We start from the raw sequence: 17,840 nt of genomic DNA, 5'->3' as shown, positions 1-17,840 counted from the left end.
GACACGCCGCCAACCTTCAAGTTACACGTCAACTCTAATCCTGATCGCGCCGCCAGCGAATACCCGCCTCCAAAAAACCGTCAATTTCACCGTCAAATACAGCCGACGGGTTGCCTTCTTCATACTCGGTACGCAGGTCTTTGACCATCTGGTAAGGCTGCAGAACATAGGACCGCATCTGGTCACCCCAAGATGCTTTAACGTCCCCGGCGAGGGCTTTCTTCTCGGCGTTTTCTTGTTCTTGGCGAAGTAGCAGCAGCCGCGACTGCAGCACGCGCAGTGCGGCGGCCCGGTTTTGGATCTGGGACTTCTCGTTTTGCATCGAGACGACAATTCCCGTCGGCACGTGCGTCATGCGAACCGCGGAATCGGTTGTGTTGACCGACTGGCCGCCGGGTCCCGACGAACGGAAGACATCGACCTTGAGATCGGCTTCGGGAATCTCGATGTGGTCGGTCGTTTCAATGAGCGGAATGACCTCGACCGCTGCAAAGGAGGTCTGGCGTCGGCCCTGATTGTCGAAGGGCGAGATCCGGACCAGGCGGTGGGTGCCGGCCTCGACCGACAATGTGCCATAGGCGTAGGGTGCCTTGACCTCGAACGTTGCGGACTTCAAGCCCGCTTCTTCCGCATAGGAGGTATCGAGGACCTTGGTGGGGTGGCCGTGTTGCTCGGCCCACCGCAGGTACATCCGAAGGAGCATCTCGGCGAAATCTGCCGCGTCGACGCCGCCCGCACCGGCGCGAATCGTGACGACGGCTTCGCGCTCGTCGTACTCGCCGCTCAGCAGCGTGCGGACCTCAAGGTCGGAAAGCGAGGAGCGCACGGCGGCCAACTCGCTTTGAGCATCCGCGAGGACCTCCGCGTCGTTTTCTTCTTGACCGAGCTCAACGAGGGCTTCGAGATCATCGATGCGAGCCACCATGGTGTTGAGATGTTCGAGTTCGGACTGGGCGTGAGAGAGCTGGGAGGTCACGACCTGGGCGGCCTCTGGATCGTCCCATAGGTCCGGCGCAGCAGCGTCGATTGACAGCTTGTCGATCTTCGCTTGCAACTCATCGGGTTTGGTTACCGCGAGGATCGTCTGCATGGTGTGCCGCAATGCGGCGATTTCTTCAGAAAATTCGGTAGCCACAGCACTCCACGTTACGCGATTGATGGGCCCGGTTGTTCGGGCACGGCTCGCACCAGGATATATCCGATCGTGACGACGATGGCGATGAGGCTTCCCATGGCGACCGCCGTCGAGCCCAAGAGTCCGACGACCGGTGAGATTATTCCGGCAAGCCCCGCCTGCGTCGCACCAACGACCGCAGCGGCGCTGCCGGCGCGCTCGCCATGCAGCGAGAGCGCGGTTGCCGTGGCGTTCGGCATGACGACGGCGTTGAGTGCAAGGACGATGAACAGCGGAATCGAGATCGCGATCAAAGAGCTCGGCACGATGAGTGCGGCCAGGACGACACCGAGCGCCATGATGGCCTCAATCGGCATCGCGCGCCGGAGAATCCGAAGCGGGGTCATTGTCGCCACGAGTCGCGCATTGACTTGCGCACCCGCCACGATGCCAAGACCGTTAATCGCGAAGACGATCGCGAACTGGCCTTCCGATAATCCAAAACCTTCCCGCAACACAAACGGGGAGGCCGCGACATAGGAGAACAGTGCCGATAGCGCGAGCGCCGGAACAATCGCGAGCGCCATGAATTGCTTGTCGCGCACCAGGATCCCGTAGGTGCGGAAGGCCTTTCGCAGTGGTTCCTTCATCCGTCGCTGTGGCGGGTGAGTCTCCGGCATGAAGACGAGCGTTGCAAGAAGGACGAGGGCGCCGAAGGTTGCGAGCACGCCAAAAACCGCCCGCCAGTGCCAATGCGTGGCGATGAAACCACCAACGGTCGGCGCCAACAGCGGCGCGAGCCCGATCACAAGCATGAGCCGGGACATGATGGCGGCCGCCCGCGCGCCGTGGAAACGGTCGCGGATGATCGCCATCGAGGTCACGGTGGCGGCTGCATTGCCAATGCCTTGCAGCACGCGCAGCGCGATGAGGGAGAAGATTGAGGGCGCGAAAATACACGCGATCGAGGTCGCGGTGTGGATGAGGAGCCCGACCGCAAACGGGGCTTTCCGGCCAAACTTGTCCGATAGCGTGCCGACGAGGATCTGCCCGACCGCACCGCCGATGAGCATGCCGGTAATCGTCGCCGAAGCATTGGCAGGCGAGGTGCGGAAATCGGCAGCGACTTCGGGCAGGGAGGGTAGGTACATGTCGACCGTGACCGCCGGGACGGCGGCCATGGCACCGAGGAGAAAGACGAAGCCGATGAGACGAGCGTTGGGCACGGCCAGAGTCTAGGTCATGGTGCGGGCGGTCCAAAGAACTCCGCCGAGGCGTGAGCTTTCAGATCAACGGAAAACAACCTGTCCGGAAGGAATGGTGGTGTCGCGCGAGCCTCGATTGTCACCCGCACATCACCGCCGCCAACATCGACATTCGTCACGACGAGGCCCTCGGGCGCCGATTGCCCAAGCCGGCGCACATATTCATCGATCGCTAGCTGCGCGCTGTCGGCTCCGAGGTAGGGAGCACCTGGCCCGCGAGCAACATACCCCTCGACGTTGACGGCGCTAGCGGCCCGGACGGCGGCCGATTCTGCGATCGACTGTAGGGATTTTCGCTCCAGATGGACGAAGCTGGCAGCCACGACGGCGTATCCAATGAGCAACACGGCAACGACCATCCCGATCGCCATCAGAGTGATACGGCCGGATTCTTCGGCAAGATCTACGCGCCTCACCGGGACCGCTCCAGATAGGGATTGGCAATTCCCAGCGCGTGCGCATCCACCGTGACGCTCGTGCCGAGGCGATCGCGGATGAAGGCCGGGATGAGCGGCAGGGGCTGTTCGATTGTGACACTGACATCAATATCGGCCTCGGCATCCAAACACGAGGGCGTTGAGCAGGAAATGTCGAGGTGGATGTTCTCGCTCGGCACGTTCAAGTCGTGGGCTGCGATCGCGGCGACTCCGGCCGCGTAGTTGCGAGCGGCACCTTCGTCGCGAGCCTCGGACATGATGCGGGCGGATTCTCTCGCGATGCCCTCGGCAGCAAAGGATGCCGATTGGATCGTGAACAGCGTGGCGAACAGGTAGAGGGTGGGGATCAGCAAGATGAGGGCAATCGAGACAAACTCAATAACGGACGAACCAGACTCTTCTGCCAGTAAGCGCTTCATGGCGTCCTACCCTGCGTGAGAAATTGTGCTTCTTCCACCGCGTGCGCACTCACCGTCAACTGGGAGCCCGGCCCGATCAACCCAATGAGCGGCAGTGGCGCTGAGATCGTCACGCGCACGGCTGCAAGCCCGTCGAGGTTGACGTGCTCGATCGCAACGTTCGAGGCGTAGTTGTCGACCAGCGCGGAGCTCACCAGCTGCTCGGTCAGGGCGATGCCCTCAGCGTCGGTGGATTTCATGAGCGCTGCGCGCCGCGCGCCCTCGGCCGCGGAGTCCACGAGGATGGAGCGCACGTGGATCGCGAAAACAAACTGGATGAGCGCGAGCAGCACGAAGATCAGCACCGTGAGCACCATGACGTACTCCGGGATAACCGAGCCTTCTTCCTCGCTGAGCGCGCGTTTCATCCGGGAGTCGCTATCCGCCGATGATACCCACGCGCTTCATGCTGTCTTGGAAAATGCTGACGAGAGTTTCGCCCGCGACACCCCACAACAGCAACACGAGTCCCGCGGTCATGAGCGTGATGAGCACCCAGCCGGGCACATCTCCGCGTTCACTTCGCGTTCGAGCAGCGAGCCAGGCGGGTAGTTGAGTGAGCTTCCATATCGAGGTTTTCATGAGGTCTTTCCTCCCAGATGGTTAGGGCATGACGATTCGAAGGGATGCTGCCACGGGGAACAGCGCGAACAGGATAGAGATCGGCATGATGAGAAAAACGACGGGGACAAGCATGCCGATTTCTCGCTTGCCACCGCTTTCCATGAGTGCCTCCCGCTGTTCGGCGCGCAGATCCGCCGCGAGGGCAGACAGCACGCCGGCAAGAGGTGTGCCGCGATCGAGCGCGGTGACAAAGGAGTCGGAAAACCGCTCCAGCTGAGCAATCCCGCTATCGCGGCCGAGCTCGGCCAACCCGACGCTCAGGTTCTGTCCGGAGTGCACGGTGCCCAGCATCTGCCGCAGCCGGACCGCGAGCTCGGAGTTACCGAGATCGCTCACACGAGTCAGGGCCGCGATCGGGCCCTCCCCCGCGCTGAGCGATAGCCCGATGAGTTCAGCGACATCCGGCAATTGAGCGAGGAGCTTTGCGCGATAGCGCTGGACCTGCCAGGACAGCACGGTGTCCCGCACAAGCGCACCAGCGAGCGCGCTCAGCGCCATGAGAGCGATCATGACGAGGGTGGGAACGTTCCAGCGCAGCAGCGCGGGCACCATGGCGAGCGCTATCACGAGGCCGACGGCCGACCAGGCGAGCTGTTCGGTCCGGAAGGAGGCGAGCGAGCGCCCCTGACCGAGGGTGGCGAGGCGCGCGGTGACCGAGGATGACGAGGAGCCCGCGAGCGAGATGATCCGGCCGAGGTCCCGCGCTGCGGTCGCGATAAGGACCCGAATCGGGGACTGGCCCGAGCGCACCCGGTCGCGCTCGCGCGCATCGAACATCGGGGCGATGCGCGTGCCAAGCGTCGGCTGGGCGGAGCGGCGCACGAGGTAGAGCTGGAAGAGGCCCAGCCCGAGGAGCAGCCCGGTGAAGGCGCCAAGCAGTGATGCCGTCACAGCAGGCTCCTCGCTTCCGTCGGGAGCCGGCCTATCATCGTCATCGCCTGGTGCGCGACGATGGTCAGCACAGCGCCGAGCGCGAGGATCGCGCCACCGGCAGCGGAGTCAAAGGCGCGCGCGTTTTCGGGCCGGGTGCACAGCATGAGCAGCACGAACCAGGGCGCGGCCGCCGCGAGGCGGGCGCCGTTTACGGTCCAGGATTGGCGCGCGAGCAGCTCACCGCGAGTGCGCTGCTCATTGCGCAGCGTCACGACGAGTGCGCGCAGCATTGTGCCGATGTCGTGGCCGCCGACATCCTTGGCGACGCGCAGTGCCTCGGCCACCCGATCGGCGACCGGGTCAGCGAAGCGTTCCTTTAGCGCATCGAGAGCGTCATCCATCCGGCCGGTGACGTGCAACGTCGAGGCAAATTCCTCAAAACCCGCGCGTGCCGCCGGCGGGCCACTGTGCGCCAAGGCCGCGACGGCCTCCGAGAGCGGCAACCCCGAGCGGATCCCCGCAATGAGGGATTCAATGACCTCGGGCCATACCCCGCTGATAGCCTCGCGCGAGCGGCGGGCGCGCGAGCGCATCCACACGACGGGCGCCAGCCCGATGCCGATCGCGGCATAGAGCGCGACGACGAGGCCCGTCGTCGTGGCAACCACCGTCGCGGCGGCCACGAGCGCGAGGATCGAGCACATCGCGATGAACAGCGCGGGCGAGACTTTGGCGAACCCGGCATCGATGAGCAACCGGCGCAGCCGGGTCTCGCGCGAGCGCGCGGGGCGGTAGGGCGAGGTGACCGAGAGCCAGATCAGCAAGACCCCGGCCCCGGCGAGCAGGCCCACGATGACGCCCATCAGGCCCTCAGCTCATCGACGATATCGATCCCGACGCGCGCGTAGGCGGCCGCATCGAGCGCGCCCGGGCCGTGGCAGTGCAGGTCGTCGCCGACGCGGGTGAAGATTGGGGCCAGTTCGACGACGCCGTCTTCCACGCGCCCCGTCACTGTCGCGATCTCTCCCACCCGGCGCCGACCCTTGCCGTCCAGCGTCAGGTGCACGACGATGCCCGCCGTCGCCGCCACCGTCGGCGTAACGAAGCCGCTGGAGACGTTCTCGGCGGCAAGCAGCGGCAGCGTGCACAGTTTATTGATCGCCTCGCGCGCCGAATTCGCGTGGATCGAGCTCATCCCCGGCAGGCCGGAGTTCAGCGCGACGAGCATGTCAAAGGCTTCGGCTTCGCGGACCTCGCCGACGATGATGCGATCGGGCCGCATCCGCAGCGACTCCTTGACCAGGCGCCGCAACCCGACCTCGCCCGTGCCCTCCAGCGAGGCCTGCCGGCACTGCATCGCGACGACGTCTCGGTTGGTGAGGCCGAGCTCGAAGACTTCCTCGCAGGTGATGATGCGCTCGCCGCTCGGGATTTCGCCCGCGAGCGCCCGGATCATCGTCGTCTTACCGGCCTGCGTGCGCCCGGACACGAGGACGTTGCAGCCGGCCTTGATACTCGCGGCCAGGAACCGGGCGGCCTGCGAGCTGAGCGATCCCGCGCGCACCAGGTCATCGATGCGCCCGGCGCGCGCGACGAACTTGCGGATGTTCAGCGCCCACGGCCCGTCGGTGATCGGCGATATGACGACGTGCAGGCGCTCCCCGCCGGGCAGGCGCGCGTCGACGAAGGGTTCGGACAGGTCCAGGCGGCGCCCGGCTAGGCGCAGCATCCGCTCGACGAGGTCCTTGATCTGCTGGTCCGATATCAGCGTCGTCGTGAGTTCGGCGACCCCGGAGCGGGCGACGAAGACGGCGTCGGGCCCGTTGATCCAGATCTCCTCAATCGTCGGGTCATCGAGGTAGGGCTGCAGCAGACCGAAGCCGACGACGGCGTCGTGCAGGTGTTTGCGTAGCTCGGCAAAATCAGTTTGCAGCGAGCCTTTTCCGGACAGGGCTTGCAGCTCGTAGCTGTTGATGACGTCATCGAGCGCGGCAGCCATCGCCTCGTGATCGATGAGCGGATCGATGTTTCGGTCGGCGACGAGCTTGCGCACATCGGCTTCCGCCTCCGGTAGTGCGTGCATGGCCCCTCCCTGGTGATCTGGCCCACACAACTGGCTAGACCTAAGTTAGCGGAGGCCTCTTACGGCGGCAAGGGTCGGCGTCCACGCTGTGGATAAGTCGCAAACGGCGTGCCACATGCGCGCCGGGCGCGCGTTGCCCATAACGTAGAGGTGTGACCAGCCATTCCTTTATCGCCCTGGCAGCGGCCGCAACGAACGCCGTGCCCGGTTTTGACGTAGCCGCCGTCGGCGCGCCGCAGCGCATGAGCGAGGACTGGCTCAGCACGGCCGTGACCGATTCGGCCGGCCGCCGCTTCACGGTTCGCAGTGCCCGCAGCCAGACCGCCGGCCTGCGTATGGCCGCCGAGCTGCCAATCCTTTCCGCGCTGCGCACCCCGCCGTACGCCGCGCAGCTCCCGTTCGCCGTCGCAAAGATCCTCGGCAGTTCCCAGTCCCTGGAAGGCCAGCCCCTCGTCGTCTACCCGGAGCTGCCCGGCGATGTGCTCGCACTCGAGCTCCTCACCCCGGACCTGGCGCGCTCGATCGGTGCGGCGCTCGGCGCCATCCACGAGCTCGATCCGGCCCTCGTCACCGATCTCGACCTGCCGGCCGAAGATGCCGCAACGATCCGCACGCGGCTCCTTGCCGAGGTCGATGATGCCGCCCGCACCTCCCGCATGCCGTCCTCGCTGCTCAACCGCTGGGAGCAGGCTCTGGAAGACGTCGCGCTGTGGCAGTTCGCGCCCTGCGTCATTCACGGCGATATTTCCGACGAAACGCTGCGCGTCGCGCACGACGAGGTCACGGCCGTCACCGGATTCGCGGGCCTGTCGATCGGCGATCCGGCGGTCGACCTGTCCTGGCTCATGGCCTCCGCACCGGAGGACACCCTGGATGTGCTCGAAGAGTCCTATGCGATGGCCCGCGCGACGCAGCCCGATGCGCACCTCATCGACCGCGCCCTGCTCATGAGCGAGCTGGCGCTGGCGCGCTGGCTGCTCCACGGCGTGCGCGCCGAGGATGCCCAGGTCATCGCGGACGCCGAGGATATGCTCACGACGCTCGCGCGCCAGGTCGGCGATGATCGACCGCTCGGGCGCACCTCCCCCGTGATCGATACCGGCTGGGAAGCGGGCTGGGACGACACCTCCGATGAGCCCACGCCTCAGGCGTAGGGCGCCGCAAACGACGCAGCGAACACCTCGAAAAGCTCCTGACATCGCCCTCGCGTGGTTCGCGCATCGTCGCCGGCGATGGGATCGCCGAGGTGCGGCGGTTGAAGGCGACATCCCGGCTGCCGCTGCGATCGCACGGCAGCCTGAGTGGGCAGTGCGCTGGTATTTGCTGGCGCACCGGACCTGGATCTGCGTCTCGTCTCTCATCAGGTCTTCGATGGCCAGGTCGCGGAGTTCACCTACGAGCCGTGCCGCCGCATCTAGCTGGTTTCGCCGCGTTCGGTACCGAGGAGTTCGCTGCCGAGTGCCTCGCTGCGGCCGACCGGATCGAGGACGGCCAGGCGCTCGGCGATGTCGTCGCGCGTGAGAGGTATGCCGCGGATTTCCTGGTTGGAGCCGACGTAGTAGAAGCATGCGGTGATGCGCTCCGGATCGATGCCGCGGCTGGCCGCCAGGGCGTAGCGGTAGATCTGCAGCTGCAGCGATCTGACGGCGAGGGTTTGCTCATCGCGCGGCGGCCGGCCCGTCTTCCAGTCGACGATGAGGATGCCGTCGCTCGTGTCGAAGGCCGCATCGATCTTGCAGTGGATCTGGATCGACCTGCCGCCCACGGGCAGCGTGAGCGCCATCGCCTCTTCGACGATGATGGGCTGCATGGCGGCGAAGCGGGAGGCGAGGAACGTCTCGCGCCAGGCAGCTAGTTGTGGCGGGGCGGGTTCGGTGGCGGTGTCGAGATCGAGCGCGAGCTCGCTCTCGCCCGTGTAGTAGTCCTGCACCCAGCGGTGGAACTCGGTGCCGAGGCGCGCCACCGTGCTCGGCGGCGTAGGCAGGGGCCGGCGCAGATAGGTGAGGTAGCCCGCGGCGTCATCACTCACCTCACCGACCTGGGTGGCAGAGAGCCGCCCCGGTGCCTCGATGAGGATCTCGGGCGCGCTGCGGCGGGCCGCGAGATCGGCAAGGAGGAGATCGGCTTCCGCAATAAGGCGAGCACTGGCCGGTGACGGTGCGGGCGCATCCGCGCGCTGCGGCGCGGCGCGCACGGCCGCTGCGGCGCGCTGCAGATGAGGCCGGCGATGGAGGGCGACGTCGGTGGCGGGGTAGCTTGGTGCGTCGGTGTCGTCGGTCAACTCGCGGCTCTCGTCCGGCTCGTCCTCTGGCTCTTCCGCAACAATCTGAAGCTCGAGTTCACCGTAGCGTCCGCTCAGGCGGTTCAATGTTCCAAAGCCCGTGGCGGTGGAGCCGGCCGTCCACCACGCGGCGCCGGGAAGGGCGCGCGTCGCGGTGCGTACCGTGAGCCACTCGGAGACGATGGCTCCGGGGTTATCCCCGTCGTCGGAGGACCCAAGCAGGGGGTGGTCGGCCGGCAGCGCTTCGCGCAAGAAGCGCGAGGGGTATTTCTTTGCGGTGCCGCCATGCCGCCAGGAGCTGGTGAGCGTTAGCGTGTGCTTGGCGCGGGTGAAGGCAACGTAGGCGAGGCGGCGTTCTTCTTGCAGTTGGTAGGCGCCGGCGGCCTTCTTGAATCCGCCCAGGCGTTTGCTGCCTTCCTCGGCAAGGAAAGCTCCCATCGGGGTGTCATCACTCTGTGCGGGAGTGACGGAGTTGACCTCGCCCGTGAACTCGGGCAGCGAGTCGTGATCCTTGCGAAGCCGCCACGGTAGCGCCGCGGCATCGGTGAGCCAGGACCTGCCGTTGACGTCATACTGGCCATTTTTGGCCTGGTGGGAGGGGAACGTGCCTTCGGCGAGCCCCGCGACGATCACGTGGTCGAACTCGAGGCCCTTGGCGGCGTGCATCGTCATGAGTTGGACGGCTAGGTGCTCCGTGCCTTCGCTTTGCGCGGCGTCCTCGACGATGACCTCGGCTTCCTGGTCGAGCCCTCGTTCCTCGGCGTCGGCCACCCGTAGCCAGGACAGGAAGGCGGCGAGTGTGGAGTCCTCCGGTAAGACGGCCACGAAGGAGCGAGCCACCTGGCGGAAGCGATCGAGATTGCGCCGGGCAGAAAGGCCGGGCGCACCGGGGCGGGCAAGGAGGTCAATATCGAGGCGAAGGGCCCGCTCGGCCGTGGCGACGAGGTCTTCCAGGTGCGAGCCGGTGGCGCCGCGGACAGTTCGGATGGCCTCCCCCAGCTCGATGAGGCGGGCACGGGCGGTCTCGGAGAGCCGATGGCCCTCGGGCGTCGTGAAGGACTCCGGTGGTAGCGAGTTCAGCACCTCGACGAGGGTGGTGGCGAGCGGGCGCTGGTCCGCACCGCCGGTCGCGATTGCCCGCTGTTTCTCCCGTTCGTCGAGTTCCCGTGCCCAGCTCGATAGGACGTGAATGTCGGCGGTGCCAAGGCGCGCTCGGGTCAACAGGCGCCCGGCGGCTTCGCCACGGGAGGCGTCGGCGGCAACGTCGAGCAGTGCCCGCAGGTCCGCGACTTCGGGCGTGGACAGCAGGCCCGAGAGGCCCACGACCTCGTGCGGGATGTCGGCTTCGGCGAGCGCCATGGCAACGGTACCTAGGTGGCGGCGGGTGCGGCACAGCACGGCGATCGTCTCGCCTTTGCCGGGCTGCCACAGGGCGTTGACGGTGCGCACGATCTGCTCGCCTTCGCTGCCGATATCCGGGGCGAGGCTGACGGCTATTTGGCCATCGTCGGCGTGGTCGGCGGCCGCGAGGGATGGGACGGTAACCTCTCCCGTCGAGAGTTGCAGCGGGATAGCGACGTGGTTTGCCAGGGAGAGAATCTCGCGGTCGTTTCGAAACGAGGTGTTCAGCGGCAGCGTCGTCACCGGCGGGGTGGTGGAAAACCGCTGCTGGAAATCTGCGAGGGCCTGGGCGCTTGCGCCGCGCCAGCCGTAGATCGCTTGGTTCGGGTCCCCCACCGCCGTGATGGGGTGATCGGGGCCGAACAGGCGCAGCAGGAACTCAAGCTGCGGCACGGAGGTGTCTTGGAATTCGTCGAGGAGCACAAGCCGGTAGCGCTCGCGCATGATGCGTTGGACGTCGGGAATCTCGGCGACAGCTGCGGCGATGGCGGTTTGGTCCGCGAACTCGATGACGCCGAGATCCTTCTTGCGTTTGTCGTATTCCGCGACGAAATCGATCAGTAGGAGCCGTTTGGCCTGATCGCGCAGGAATGTGGCGCCGCATGTCTCGAGGCTCTGGGCGCGTTTGAGGAGCTCGCGCACTTCGTCGGGCAGGCGGCGTTGCACAGCGTGTTCGAGATCGGTGTGGATCTTGGCCGCCTGCTTCTTGGGTGCGAAGAGTTCCGCGCAGGCGTGGGCATAGCTCACGAGGCCTGTGCGGGCCTGCTCGGGCGTCATGAGGTTGTCCCGAATCTGGGCGGCGAGCGACCGTGCGTTACCGGCGATGGATTCGACAGACTTATCAAACAGGGAATAATCGCCGCCCGCGGCCTCGACGATGTCGATCATGATCTGGGAGGCGTGGCCGTCGGTGATGAGTTGGGCGTCGGGGTTTTCTCCGAGCCGCAACGAAAAATCTCGCGCGACGGCACCCGCGAAGGAGTTGTAGGTGGCGATCTCGGGCTGCTCAATCAGGGTGGCGTGCTCGAGTTTTGCGAGTAGGCCACGCACGTTGCGCGACAGTTGGCTCGTCGCCTTGCGGGTGAAGGTGAGGCCGAGGACCTGATCGGCGCGTACCGCCCCCTCGTGGACGAGATGGGCAACGCGCATCGCCATCGTCGTGGTTTTTCCCGAGCCGGCACCTGCCACGACGAGCAGGGGTGCGAGCGGGTAGTCGATGACGCGTTCCTGCTCGGGCGTCGGGGCGAACTTTTGACCGAGTTCACGGGCGAGCGCGGCTACGGAGCCGGGTTTGGAGATGCGGTCAGACAACGCGGGTTCCTTCCACCTGCGCGGGGCAGGATCGTTTGACCGGGCAGCGGGAACAGCCCTCGTTGACGAAGGCTTTTTTCTCCCCGCGCGCGATGAAGCCGCGCGCGGCATTGAGCAGGGCGTCGATATCGATAGCCGTATCCTTCAACGGCGGCTGGAAACGCTCGGCGGGCTTCCCCCTACTGATAGCGCGGGGGTAGACGAGCACTGCCGTGGCAACGTCGCGGCCTGTTTGCTGGTAGCCGTGCTGGTAGAGCGCAAGCTGCGGGTTCACGGCTGCGGCTTTCTGACCCACCGGGGATCTCGAGGTTTTGAAGTCGACGATGCGATCGCCGGTCTCGCTCAGCTCGATGCGGTCGATACGCCCGGAGATGCGCAGGCCGTGCTCGGTGATGCGGAACGGGAATTCGGTAAGCGCTTCGCCGCGGTGCTCATCGAGGTAACGGGCCAGGTTATCGGTCATGTAGTCCACGGTCTGTTTCAGAGCCCGCACAAGCCAGCCGCTACGGCGCGGCAGTGGGAGTTCGGAAAAGAGTTCATCGAGGCGCGTGTGCATCGCGGCTGTGAGTTCTCCCAGAGGCAGCTCGCTCGTGGCGAATTCCTCCGCAAGCGCGTGGATGAGCGTGCCGACGTGCAGGTGAAGGCCGGGCTCGTCAGTGGCGCGACAGGTCTCCAGGAAGTGCTTGAGCGGGCACGTGAGTAAGGATTCTAGGCCCGAGGGGCCGAGGTATCCCTCGCTCGACTCCGGCAAGATGTCGGCGGCCGATGTGGGCTGCCACAGTCCAGGCCAGCTCGCTGGATCTGCGCCCGGTACCCCGAGCTCTGCAAGTTCAGCGAGCCGAGCAGCAAGTGCCGGCAGGTCACCGGCAGGGGTCGCCGGGTTTTCTAACGCGGCGCGCAGCGCGGCGACGGCTCCCCGGGCCGAGAGTTGGCGGCGCGCGTAGGAATACGTCGGCTGTGGGTCGATGATCGGCACGAGGATGGAGGGCAGGGTCTCGCCGTCATCGACGCTCGTCACGATGAGGTGTTCGGTGGCGCAGGCGCAGGCCGCCAAGAACATCCTCATTTCGCCGGCGACGGTTTCACGCCGAGCCGCGGCATAGGTTTCAGAGGTTTCCTGACCAAGGTTGGCGCCAGGTTCACTGCGGCCAGCAAACACGTCGACGAGGGCTTGCCAGCGCACCGTCGTGTCGCGAATCCGGGTATCGGGCCAGGCGCCGTCGTAGACGCCGGGAACGATGACGACCGGCCAGTGCCGACCGGCGGCCTGACCGACGGTCATGACGGCGACGCCGTCGTAGACCTGGCCGTGATCGGCCAGGGTGTCCGAGGCGATGTCCTGGCGTTCGAGATCGTCGAGGAAGACCGTCGCACTTGCGCCCACGTTGCGTTCGGCATGGGTGCTGGCCATATCGAATAGCGCCATGAGGGCGTCGAGGTTGTGGTCGGCTGTAGCTGCCTCACTCCCGCCGCTGAGGGCCTGCTCCCGCCAGGTTTCGGCGAGTCCGGCCGCATGCCAGGCCTGCCACAGCACGCTCTGGGCGGGTTGGCCCTCGCGAGCGGCCGGCACCGCGGCGGTGATCATGGCTGCGGCCCGTGCCGGTCCCCTGCGGATATCCTCGGGTAGCACTTCGGCTGCGACGGGCATGAGGCAGGCTTCGATAAAGCGCAGTTTGGTGCGCAGCTGGGCGCTTCCCGCCAGTGGCCGCTCGGCGGGGTCGCCCTCGGTGCCAACGAAGCGAGTCAGCCGCCGGATATCGACGGGATCGGTTCCGATGAGCGGGGAGGCCAGGAGGTCCCGGGTACGCGCGTAGAGCGCATCGACCTCGTCGAGATATTCCTCCGATTCGAGCATCCGGACATCGCTCGCGCCGCCGCGCAGCCCCGACCGAATGACGTCGCTCACGATCCGGTCATAGTCGATCGCGATGCGGGTGGCGGCGATCAGCGGTCGGACGGCTGGCTCATCGGTCAAAAGGACTTCCGGAGAGGAGCGCCGTACCGGGATGCCGGCGTGGCGCAGGGCGCGAGAGAACCTGCCGACATCGGCACTGGACCGGGTGATGACCGCGATGTCGCGAAAGGCAATGCGTGCAGCTTCCTCGATCGGGGCGTCGTAACCACCCAGCTTGTCGACGTTTCCCGTGAGGTTGAAGGCGCGAACAAGGTTGGCGACGTGGTGCTCCTCTTGCGCGAGGGTGGGCAGGATGTGCGCGAGCGGCGCCGCACCGTCAGCCGTCGTCGGCTGAAGATGGCGCTGCGCGGTCAACCCAGCCGTCGGTAATCGGCTGGCGAGATCGGACAGAATGTCGAGCCGCGGCTTGGGATGAATGAAAGATGTTTCGAACGCGATGGCAGGCGCATAGCGGGCGATCGCCTCGGGTTGTGCACCGCGGAACGTCTCGACCGATTGATCGGGGTTCGCCACGAGAGCGATGCGGACACCGCGAGACGCGAGCGCGTCAATGAGCGAGAACCCGGCGTGAGTGAGCTCGTGAGCGTCATCAACGATGACGAGGTCCGGCAGGTGCTCACTACCCGCTGGCCAGCGTGCTACGTCTCCCGCCGCGGCGGCCACGAGGGCCGAGACATCGAGCCGCTCGCTTTGATCCTCTGCCCCTGCGGCAAGGGCTTGGATCTGCTCGTATCGGGTAAAAAACTCGGCGACAATCCGCCAGGCCGGAACCTCGTAGCGCTCGGCAAGCTCGGCGATGTCCTCTGGACCACGGTCGTATTCCTGGGCGCGCATGATGGCGTCGCGTAACTCGTGCCGAAAGCGATCAACCTCGATCGCTTCGGCCGGCAACCCGGCCTGCGTAAGTGCCTGGTAGATCACGGCGTTATCTGCGGACTCAGGTCCCGCATCAATGACATGCCCAATGAGTTCAGCAAGGACGGCATCGGCGTCCGCGCCCGTCACCATCCGGGGAGCGGGCCGCACCTCTCCAGTGATTCCCTCTTCGGCCGAGGCAGCAAGCAGGGCGTAGGCAAGTGAGGACGCGGTGTAGGCCGTCCGCATCGGCGTCTGTTCGCCCAGCCGCGCGCGGAGCTCCGCGTGCAGGGCATCGGCCGCGAGCCGGCCACGACCAAGAACGATGACGCGGGAGCCGGCCGCAAGTTCGACGTGTGCTTTGGCAATGACCGCAGCCGTCTTACCCGTTCCGGGGCCACCCACGGCGAGCGTGATGGGCTCCCGGCTCGAAACGAAACTCGCTTGCGCATCCGTGAGCTTTTCAGCTGTTAGCGCAGCGTAGTGCGGCGGGTTGTCGATGATTCGGACGGTTGTCGCGGTCATGCCTCCATCTCACCAGATACCACCGACACGTGGGCGGCGGGCCGTGGCTAGACTGGGAATCAGTTCGTTGTTTCCCTATCGATATCGAGGTTTTTACCATGGACGTCACATTTGGCATGACCCACGTGCAGCGCGAGATCACGGTCGATGTGGACAAGCCGCACAACGAGATCACGGCACTGGTGGATAAGGCCCTCGCCGACGGCGCCCCCATCAAGCTGGAAGATAACCGCGGTCGCACTCTGGTGATTCCCGCGGAGCGCCTGGCCTACGCCATCATCGGCACCGGCGAACAGCGCCGCGTCGGGTTCTCGCTCTAAAAGATGACCCCTGCGCTAGGGCGCGAGCCCTAGCGCAGACATTCGCTCTGAGTGCGCTCGGGTCAGCTCTGACATGGCGGCCGGTACGTCCCCATCGACGAGGCCGGGTGTGGAGTCGACGAGGTGACGCACGACTGCCAGCGTTTCGCCCATGACACGCCTGCCCCACAGGGATAGCCGCGCGGTGAGTTGTTGGTCAGCCTGCAGTGCTTCCCGTAGCGCCTGCAAAACGTAGTGAACGTGGTCTTTCGATGCCAAGTGCTGGCGAATTCGGGCGTCCATGTCGGATTCGCTTGAGGCAACTCCCGCCAAAAAGTCCTGCACAAGATTGAACGACACGTAGGTTTTCACCAACCGCTCATACCAATCTTGCGGTCGGGTGCGGCGATGGAAATCTGCGATTGCCGCTTCTGCGCGCCGCGTGTGCTCGGATTCGGTGGAGAACTCGAAACCCTCCAGCATGTCGACTTCGCGCGCCGCGAGCTTGGCAAGGATGAGGCGATCTCGCGTTGCCGGGGCGTGCGCGGAGTCATCGGAGAGCTGGTGGAAGGCCGTCAGGAGTGCGGTACCGATGAGGTCGGTGCGGATCGTGGACGACGAGGGGGCTTGGCTAGACACTCCTTTAGCTTACGTGTCAGGTGTGCCACGGTGTCCGGCTTTTGTCCGTGAGGACTAGTACAGTAGGGACCGTTCGAGGCTGACCGGTCGTTGGAACCTTTTCGAACTACCTCCGCTGAATCGGAGTGCCCACACTCGTTGGGCTGTTGACATTGTGCGATCGGCTGCCGTTCTACCGCCGATCCCAAGGATTGATATGACCGAGCCAACTGGCATTGTCCAGGTGGGCGAGATTCCCGCGGAATACTCCTCGCCTGCCGACTCCGTTTCTGTTAAGTTTTCCGACTTCGACCTGAAAGAGGAGATCATCGAGGCCCTCGCCGACCAGGGCATCGAAACTCCCTTCCCCATCCAGGCACTGACCCTGCCGGTCGCCCTGGATGGCCACGACATCATCGGCCAGGCCAAGACCGGCACGGGTAAGACCCTCGGCTTCGGCCTCCCGCTGCTCAACCGCCTCGATCTGTCCAAGGTCGGGGAAAAGGCTGATCCGCAAGCACTCGTCATCGTGCCGACTCGCGAGCTCGCCGTCCAGGTGGCGCGAGACTTAGAAAACGCCGGAGCTAAACTCGGTGCCCGAGTCGTCCAGATTTATGGCGGGCGCGCTTTTGAACCACAGATCGACGCGCTCAAGCGCGGGTGCGAGGTTGTGGTGGGCACCCCCGGCCGGATGCTCGACCTGTTGAACCGCAAGGTGCTGAATCTGAAGCAGGCACGCACGGTCGTCCTGGATGAGGCCGACGAGATGCTCGACCTGGGCTTCCTGCCCGATGTCGAAGCGCTGCTCGCCGCCACCCCGGGTGGGCGCCACACGATGCTGTTCTCGGCCACGATGCCCGGCGCAGTCATTGCCATGGCTCGCCGCTACATGTCGCGGCCGACCCACATTCGCGCCCAGGATCCGCGCGATGAGTCAGCGACCGTCCGCGCCGTGACGCAGGCCGTCTACCGGGCTCATGCGATGAACAAGGTTGAGATGCTCTCGCGCATTCTGCAGGCTGAAGGTCGCGGTCTGACGATTGTCTTTACGCGCACTAAGCGCACCGCCGCCAAGGTGGCTGATGAACTCACGGACCGTGGATTCGCTGCGGCCCCGCTCCACGGTGATCTCGGCCAGGGGGCCCGCGAGCAAGCTCTTCGCGCGTTCCGTTCCGGCAAGGTCGATGTCCTGGTCGCAACCGACGTCGCCGCACGGGGAATTGATGTCGACGATGTCACCCACGTCGTGAACTACCAATGCCCCGAGGACGAGAAGATCTATCTCCACCGCATTGGCCGCACTGGCCGCGCTGGCAAGGCGGGCACGGCGGTTTCCTTCGTGGACTGGGACGATACCCACCGCTGGATGCTGATCGATAAGGCGCTCGGATTCAATGCGGGCAACCCGATCGAGACCTACCACACCTCCGAACACCTCTACACCGACCTCAATATTCCGACCGACGTCACCGGCGTGCTGCCGCGCTCCGAGCGCACCCGCGCAGGCCTGGAGGCTGAGAAGCTGGAAGACCTCGGGGAAACCGGCAAACGCACGCCGCGCGGCGGCTCGCGTCAGCGAGGCCGTGGAGGCAATTCTCGCAACCAGTCCAGCTCGCGCGGTGGCGAGTCCCGGCGCTCGGGTCAGCCGCGCCGGCGGCGCCGCACTCGCGGTGGCAAGCCAACCGAGAGCAGCGACTAACTAGTTCGCCTCTTACCCCCGGCACGGATCAAAGGGTTCGATGCTGGGGGCGAGGCGTGCCCATTCGGCGGCGGTGATGGCC

The 17,840-nt window shown here is 65.6% G+C and carries 15 protein-coding genes; 3 read left to right on the top strand and 12 right to left on the bottom strand.

What is annotated here, in order from left to right:
- Positions 1-34 precede the first annotated feature (34 nt).
- The 9 genes from prfB to MUN85_RS03125 are packed head-to-tail and all read right to left on the bottom strand — an operon-like array spanning position 35 to position 6,854.
- Positions 35-1,135: a peptide chain release factor 2 gene (gene prfB, locus MUN85_RS03165; protein ID WP_092563264.1), complete on the bottom strand. Its 1,101-nt coding sequence runs from the start codon at positions 1,133-1,135 to the stop codon at positions 35-37.
- An 11-nt stretch (positions 1,136-1,146) separates the two neighbouring features.
- A complete protein-coding gene (locus MUN85_RS03160; RefSeq protein WP_250505346.1) occupies positions 1,147-2,340 on the bottom strand; it encodes a multidrug effflux MFS transporter in 1,194 nt (397 codons plus the stop codon).
- A 14-nt stretch (positions 2,341-2,354) separates the two neighbouring features.
- On the bottom strand, positions 2,355-2,795 hold the full coding sequence (locus tag MUN85_RS03155) for a pilus assembly protein TadG-related protein (protein WP_250505345.1): 441 nt from the start codon (positions 2,793-2,795) through the stop codon (positions 2,355-2,357).
- Positions 2,792-3,235, bottom strand: coding sequence for a hypothetical protein (locus MUN85_RS03150; protein WP_250505344.1), 444 nt, complete (start codon positions 3,233-3,235; stop codon positions 2,792-2,794). Before MUN85_RS03150 ends, MUN85_RS03155 begins: the two co-directional genes overlap by 4 nt.
- Positions 3,232-3,642: a TadE/TadG family type IV pilus assembly protein gene (locus MUN85_RS03145; RefSeq protein ID WP_250505343.1), complete on the bottom strand. Its 411-nt coding sequence runs from the start codon at positions 3,640-3,642 to the stop codon at positions 3,232-3,234. Before MUN85_RS03145 ends, MUN85_RS03150 begins: the two co-directional genes overlap by 4 nt.
- 10 nt (positions 3,643-3,652) lie before the next feature.
- Positions 3,653-3,856, bottom strand: coding sequence for a hypothetical protein (locus MUN85_RS03140; protein ID WP_250505342.1), 204 nt, complete (start codon positions 3,854-3,856; stop codon positions 3,653-3,655).
- Positions 3,857-3,877: 21 nt separating this feature from the next.
- Entirely contained in the window at positions 3,878-4,789 is a 912-nt protein-coding gene (locus tag MUN85_RS12860; protein ID WP_250505341.1) for a type II secretion system F family protein, read from the bottom strand.
- A complete protein-coding gene (locus tag MUN85_RS03130) occupies positions 4,786-5,634 on the bottom strand; it encodes a type II secretion system F family protein (protein WP_250505340.1) in 849 nt (282 codons plus the stop codon). Before MUN85_RS03130 ends, MUN85_RS12860 begins: the two co-directional genes overlap by 4 nt.
- The gene (locus MUN85_RS03125) at positions 5,634-6,854 is read right to left on the bottom strand and encodes a TadA family conjugal transfer-associated ATPase (protein ID WP_250505339.1); all 1,221 of its coding nucleotides are present in this window, start codon (positions 6,852-6,854) and stop codon (positions 5,634-5,636) included. Before MUN85_RS03125 ends, MUN85_RS03130 begins: the two co-directional genes overlap by 1 nt.
- A 152-nt stretch (positions 6,855-7,006) precedes the next feature.
- On the opposite strand from MUN85_RS03125, the gene MUN85_RS03120 reads away from it, so the two are divergent.
- On the top strand, positions 7,007-8,008 hold the full coding sequence (locus tag MUN85_RS03120) for a phosphotransferase (protein ID WP_250505338.1): 1,002 nt from the start codon (positions 7,007-7,009) through the stop codon (positions 8,006-8,008).
- Positions 8,009-8,268: 260 nt separating this feature from the next.
- Here MUN85_RS03120 and MUN85_RS03115 read toward each other — a convergent pair whose 3' ends face one another.
- A complete protein-coding gene (locus MUN85_RS03115; RefSeq protein ID WP_250505337.1) occupies positions 8,269-11,847 on the bottom strand; it encodes an ATP-dependent helicase in 3,579 nt (1,192 codons plus the stop codon).
- Positions 11,840-15,142, bottom strand: coding sequence for a PD-(D/E)XK nuclease family protein (locus MUN85_RS03110; RefSeq protein ID WP_250505336.1), 3,303 nt, complete (start codon positions 15,140-15,142; stop codon positions 11,840-11,842). The genes MUN85_RS03115 and MUN85_RS03110 overlap by 8 nt, the downstream gene beginning before the upstream one ends.
- 98 nt (positions 15,143-15,240) lie before the next feature.
- Here MUN85_RS03110 and MUN85_RS03105 point away from each other — a divergent pair, with 98 nt between their 5' ends.
- A complete protein-coding gene (locus MUN85_RS03105) occupies positions 15,241-15,462 on the top strand; it encodes a DUF3107 domain-containing protein (RefSeq protein ID WP_092563225.1) in 222 nt (73 codons plus the stop codon).
- 15 nt (positions 15,463-15,477) lie between these two features.
- Here the strand turns inward: MUN85_RS03105 and MUN85_RS03100 are convergent, their stop codons facing one another.
- Complete coding sequence (locus MUN85_RS03100) at positions 15,478-16,080, bottom strand: ferritin-like fold-containing protein (protein WP_250505335.1); 603 nt, start codon at positions 16,078-16,080, stop codon at positions 15,478-15,480.
- Between the two features lie 196 nt (positions 16,081-16,276).
- Between MUN85_RS03100 and MUN85_RS03095 the strand changes: the two genes are divergently transcribed.
- Entirely contained in the window at positions 16,277-17,758 is a 1,482-nt protein-coding gene (locus tag MUN85_RS03095) for a DEAD/DEAH box helicase (protein ID WP_250505334.1), read from the top strand.
- The last annotated feature ends 82 nt before the right edge of the window (positions 17,759-17,840 follow it).

Origin of the sequence: Bowdeniella massiliensis (assembly GCF_023634005.1) — a bacterium.
GTDB classification, from domain to species: Bacteria; Actinomycetota; Actinomycetes; order Actinomycetales; family Actinomycetaceae; genus Bowdeniella; species Bowdeniella massiliensis.
Note: the sequence above shows the minus strand (reverse complement) of the source record. Positions and strands in the feature narration are given on the sequence as shown.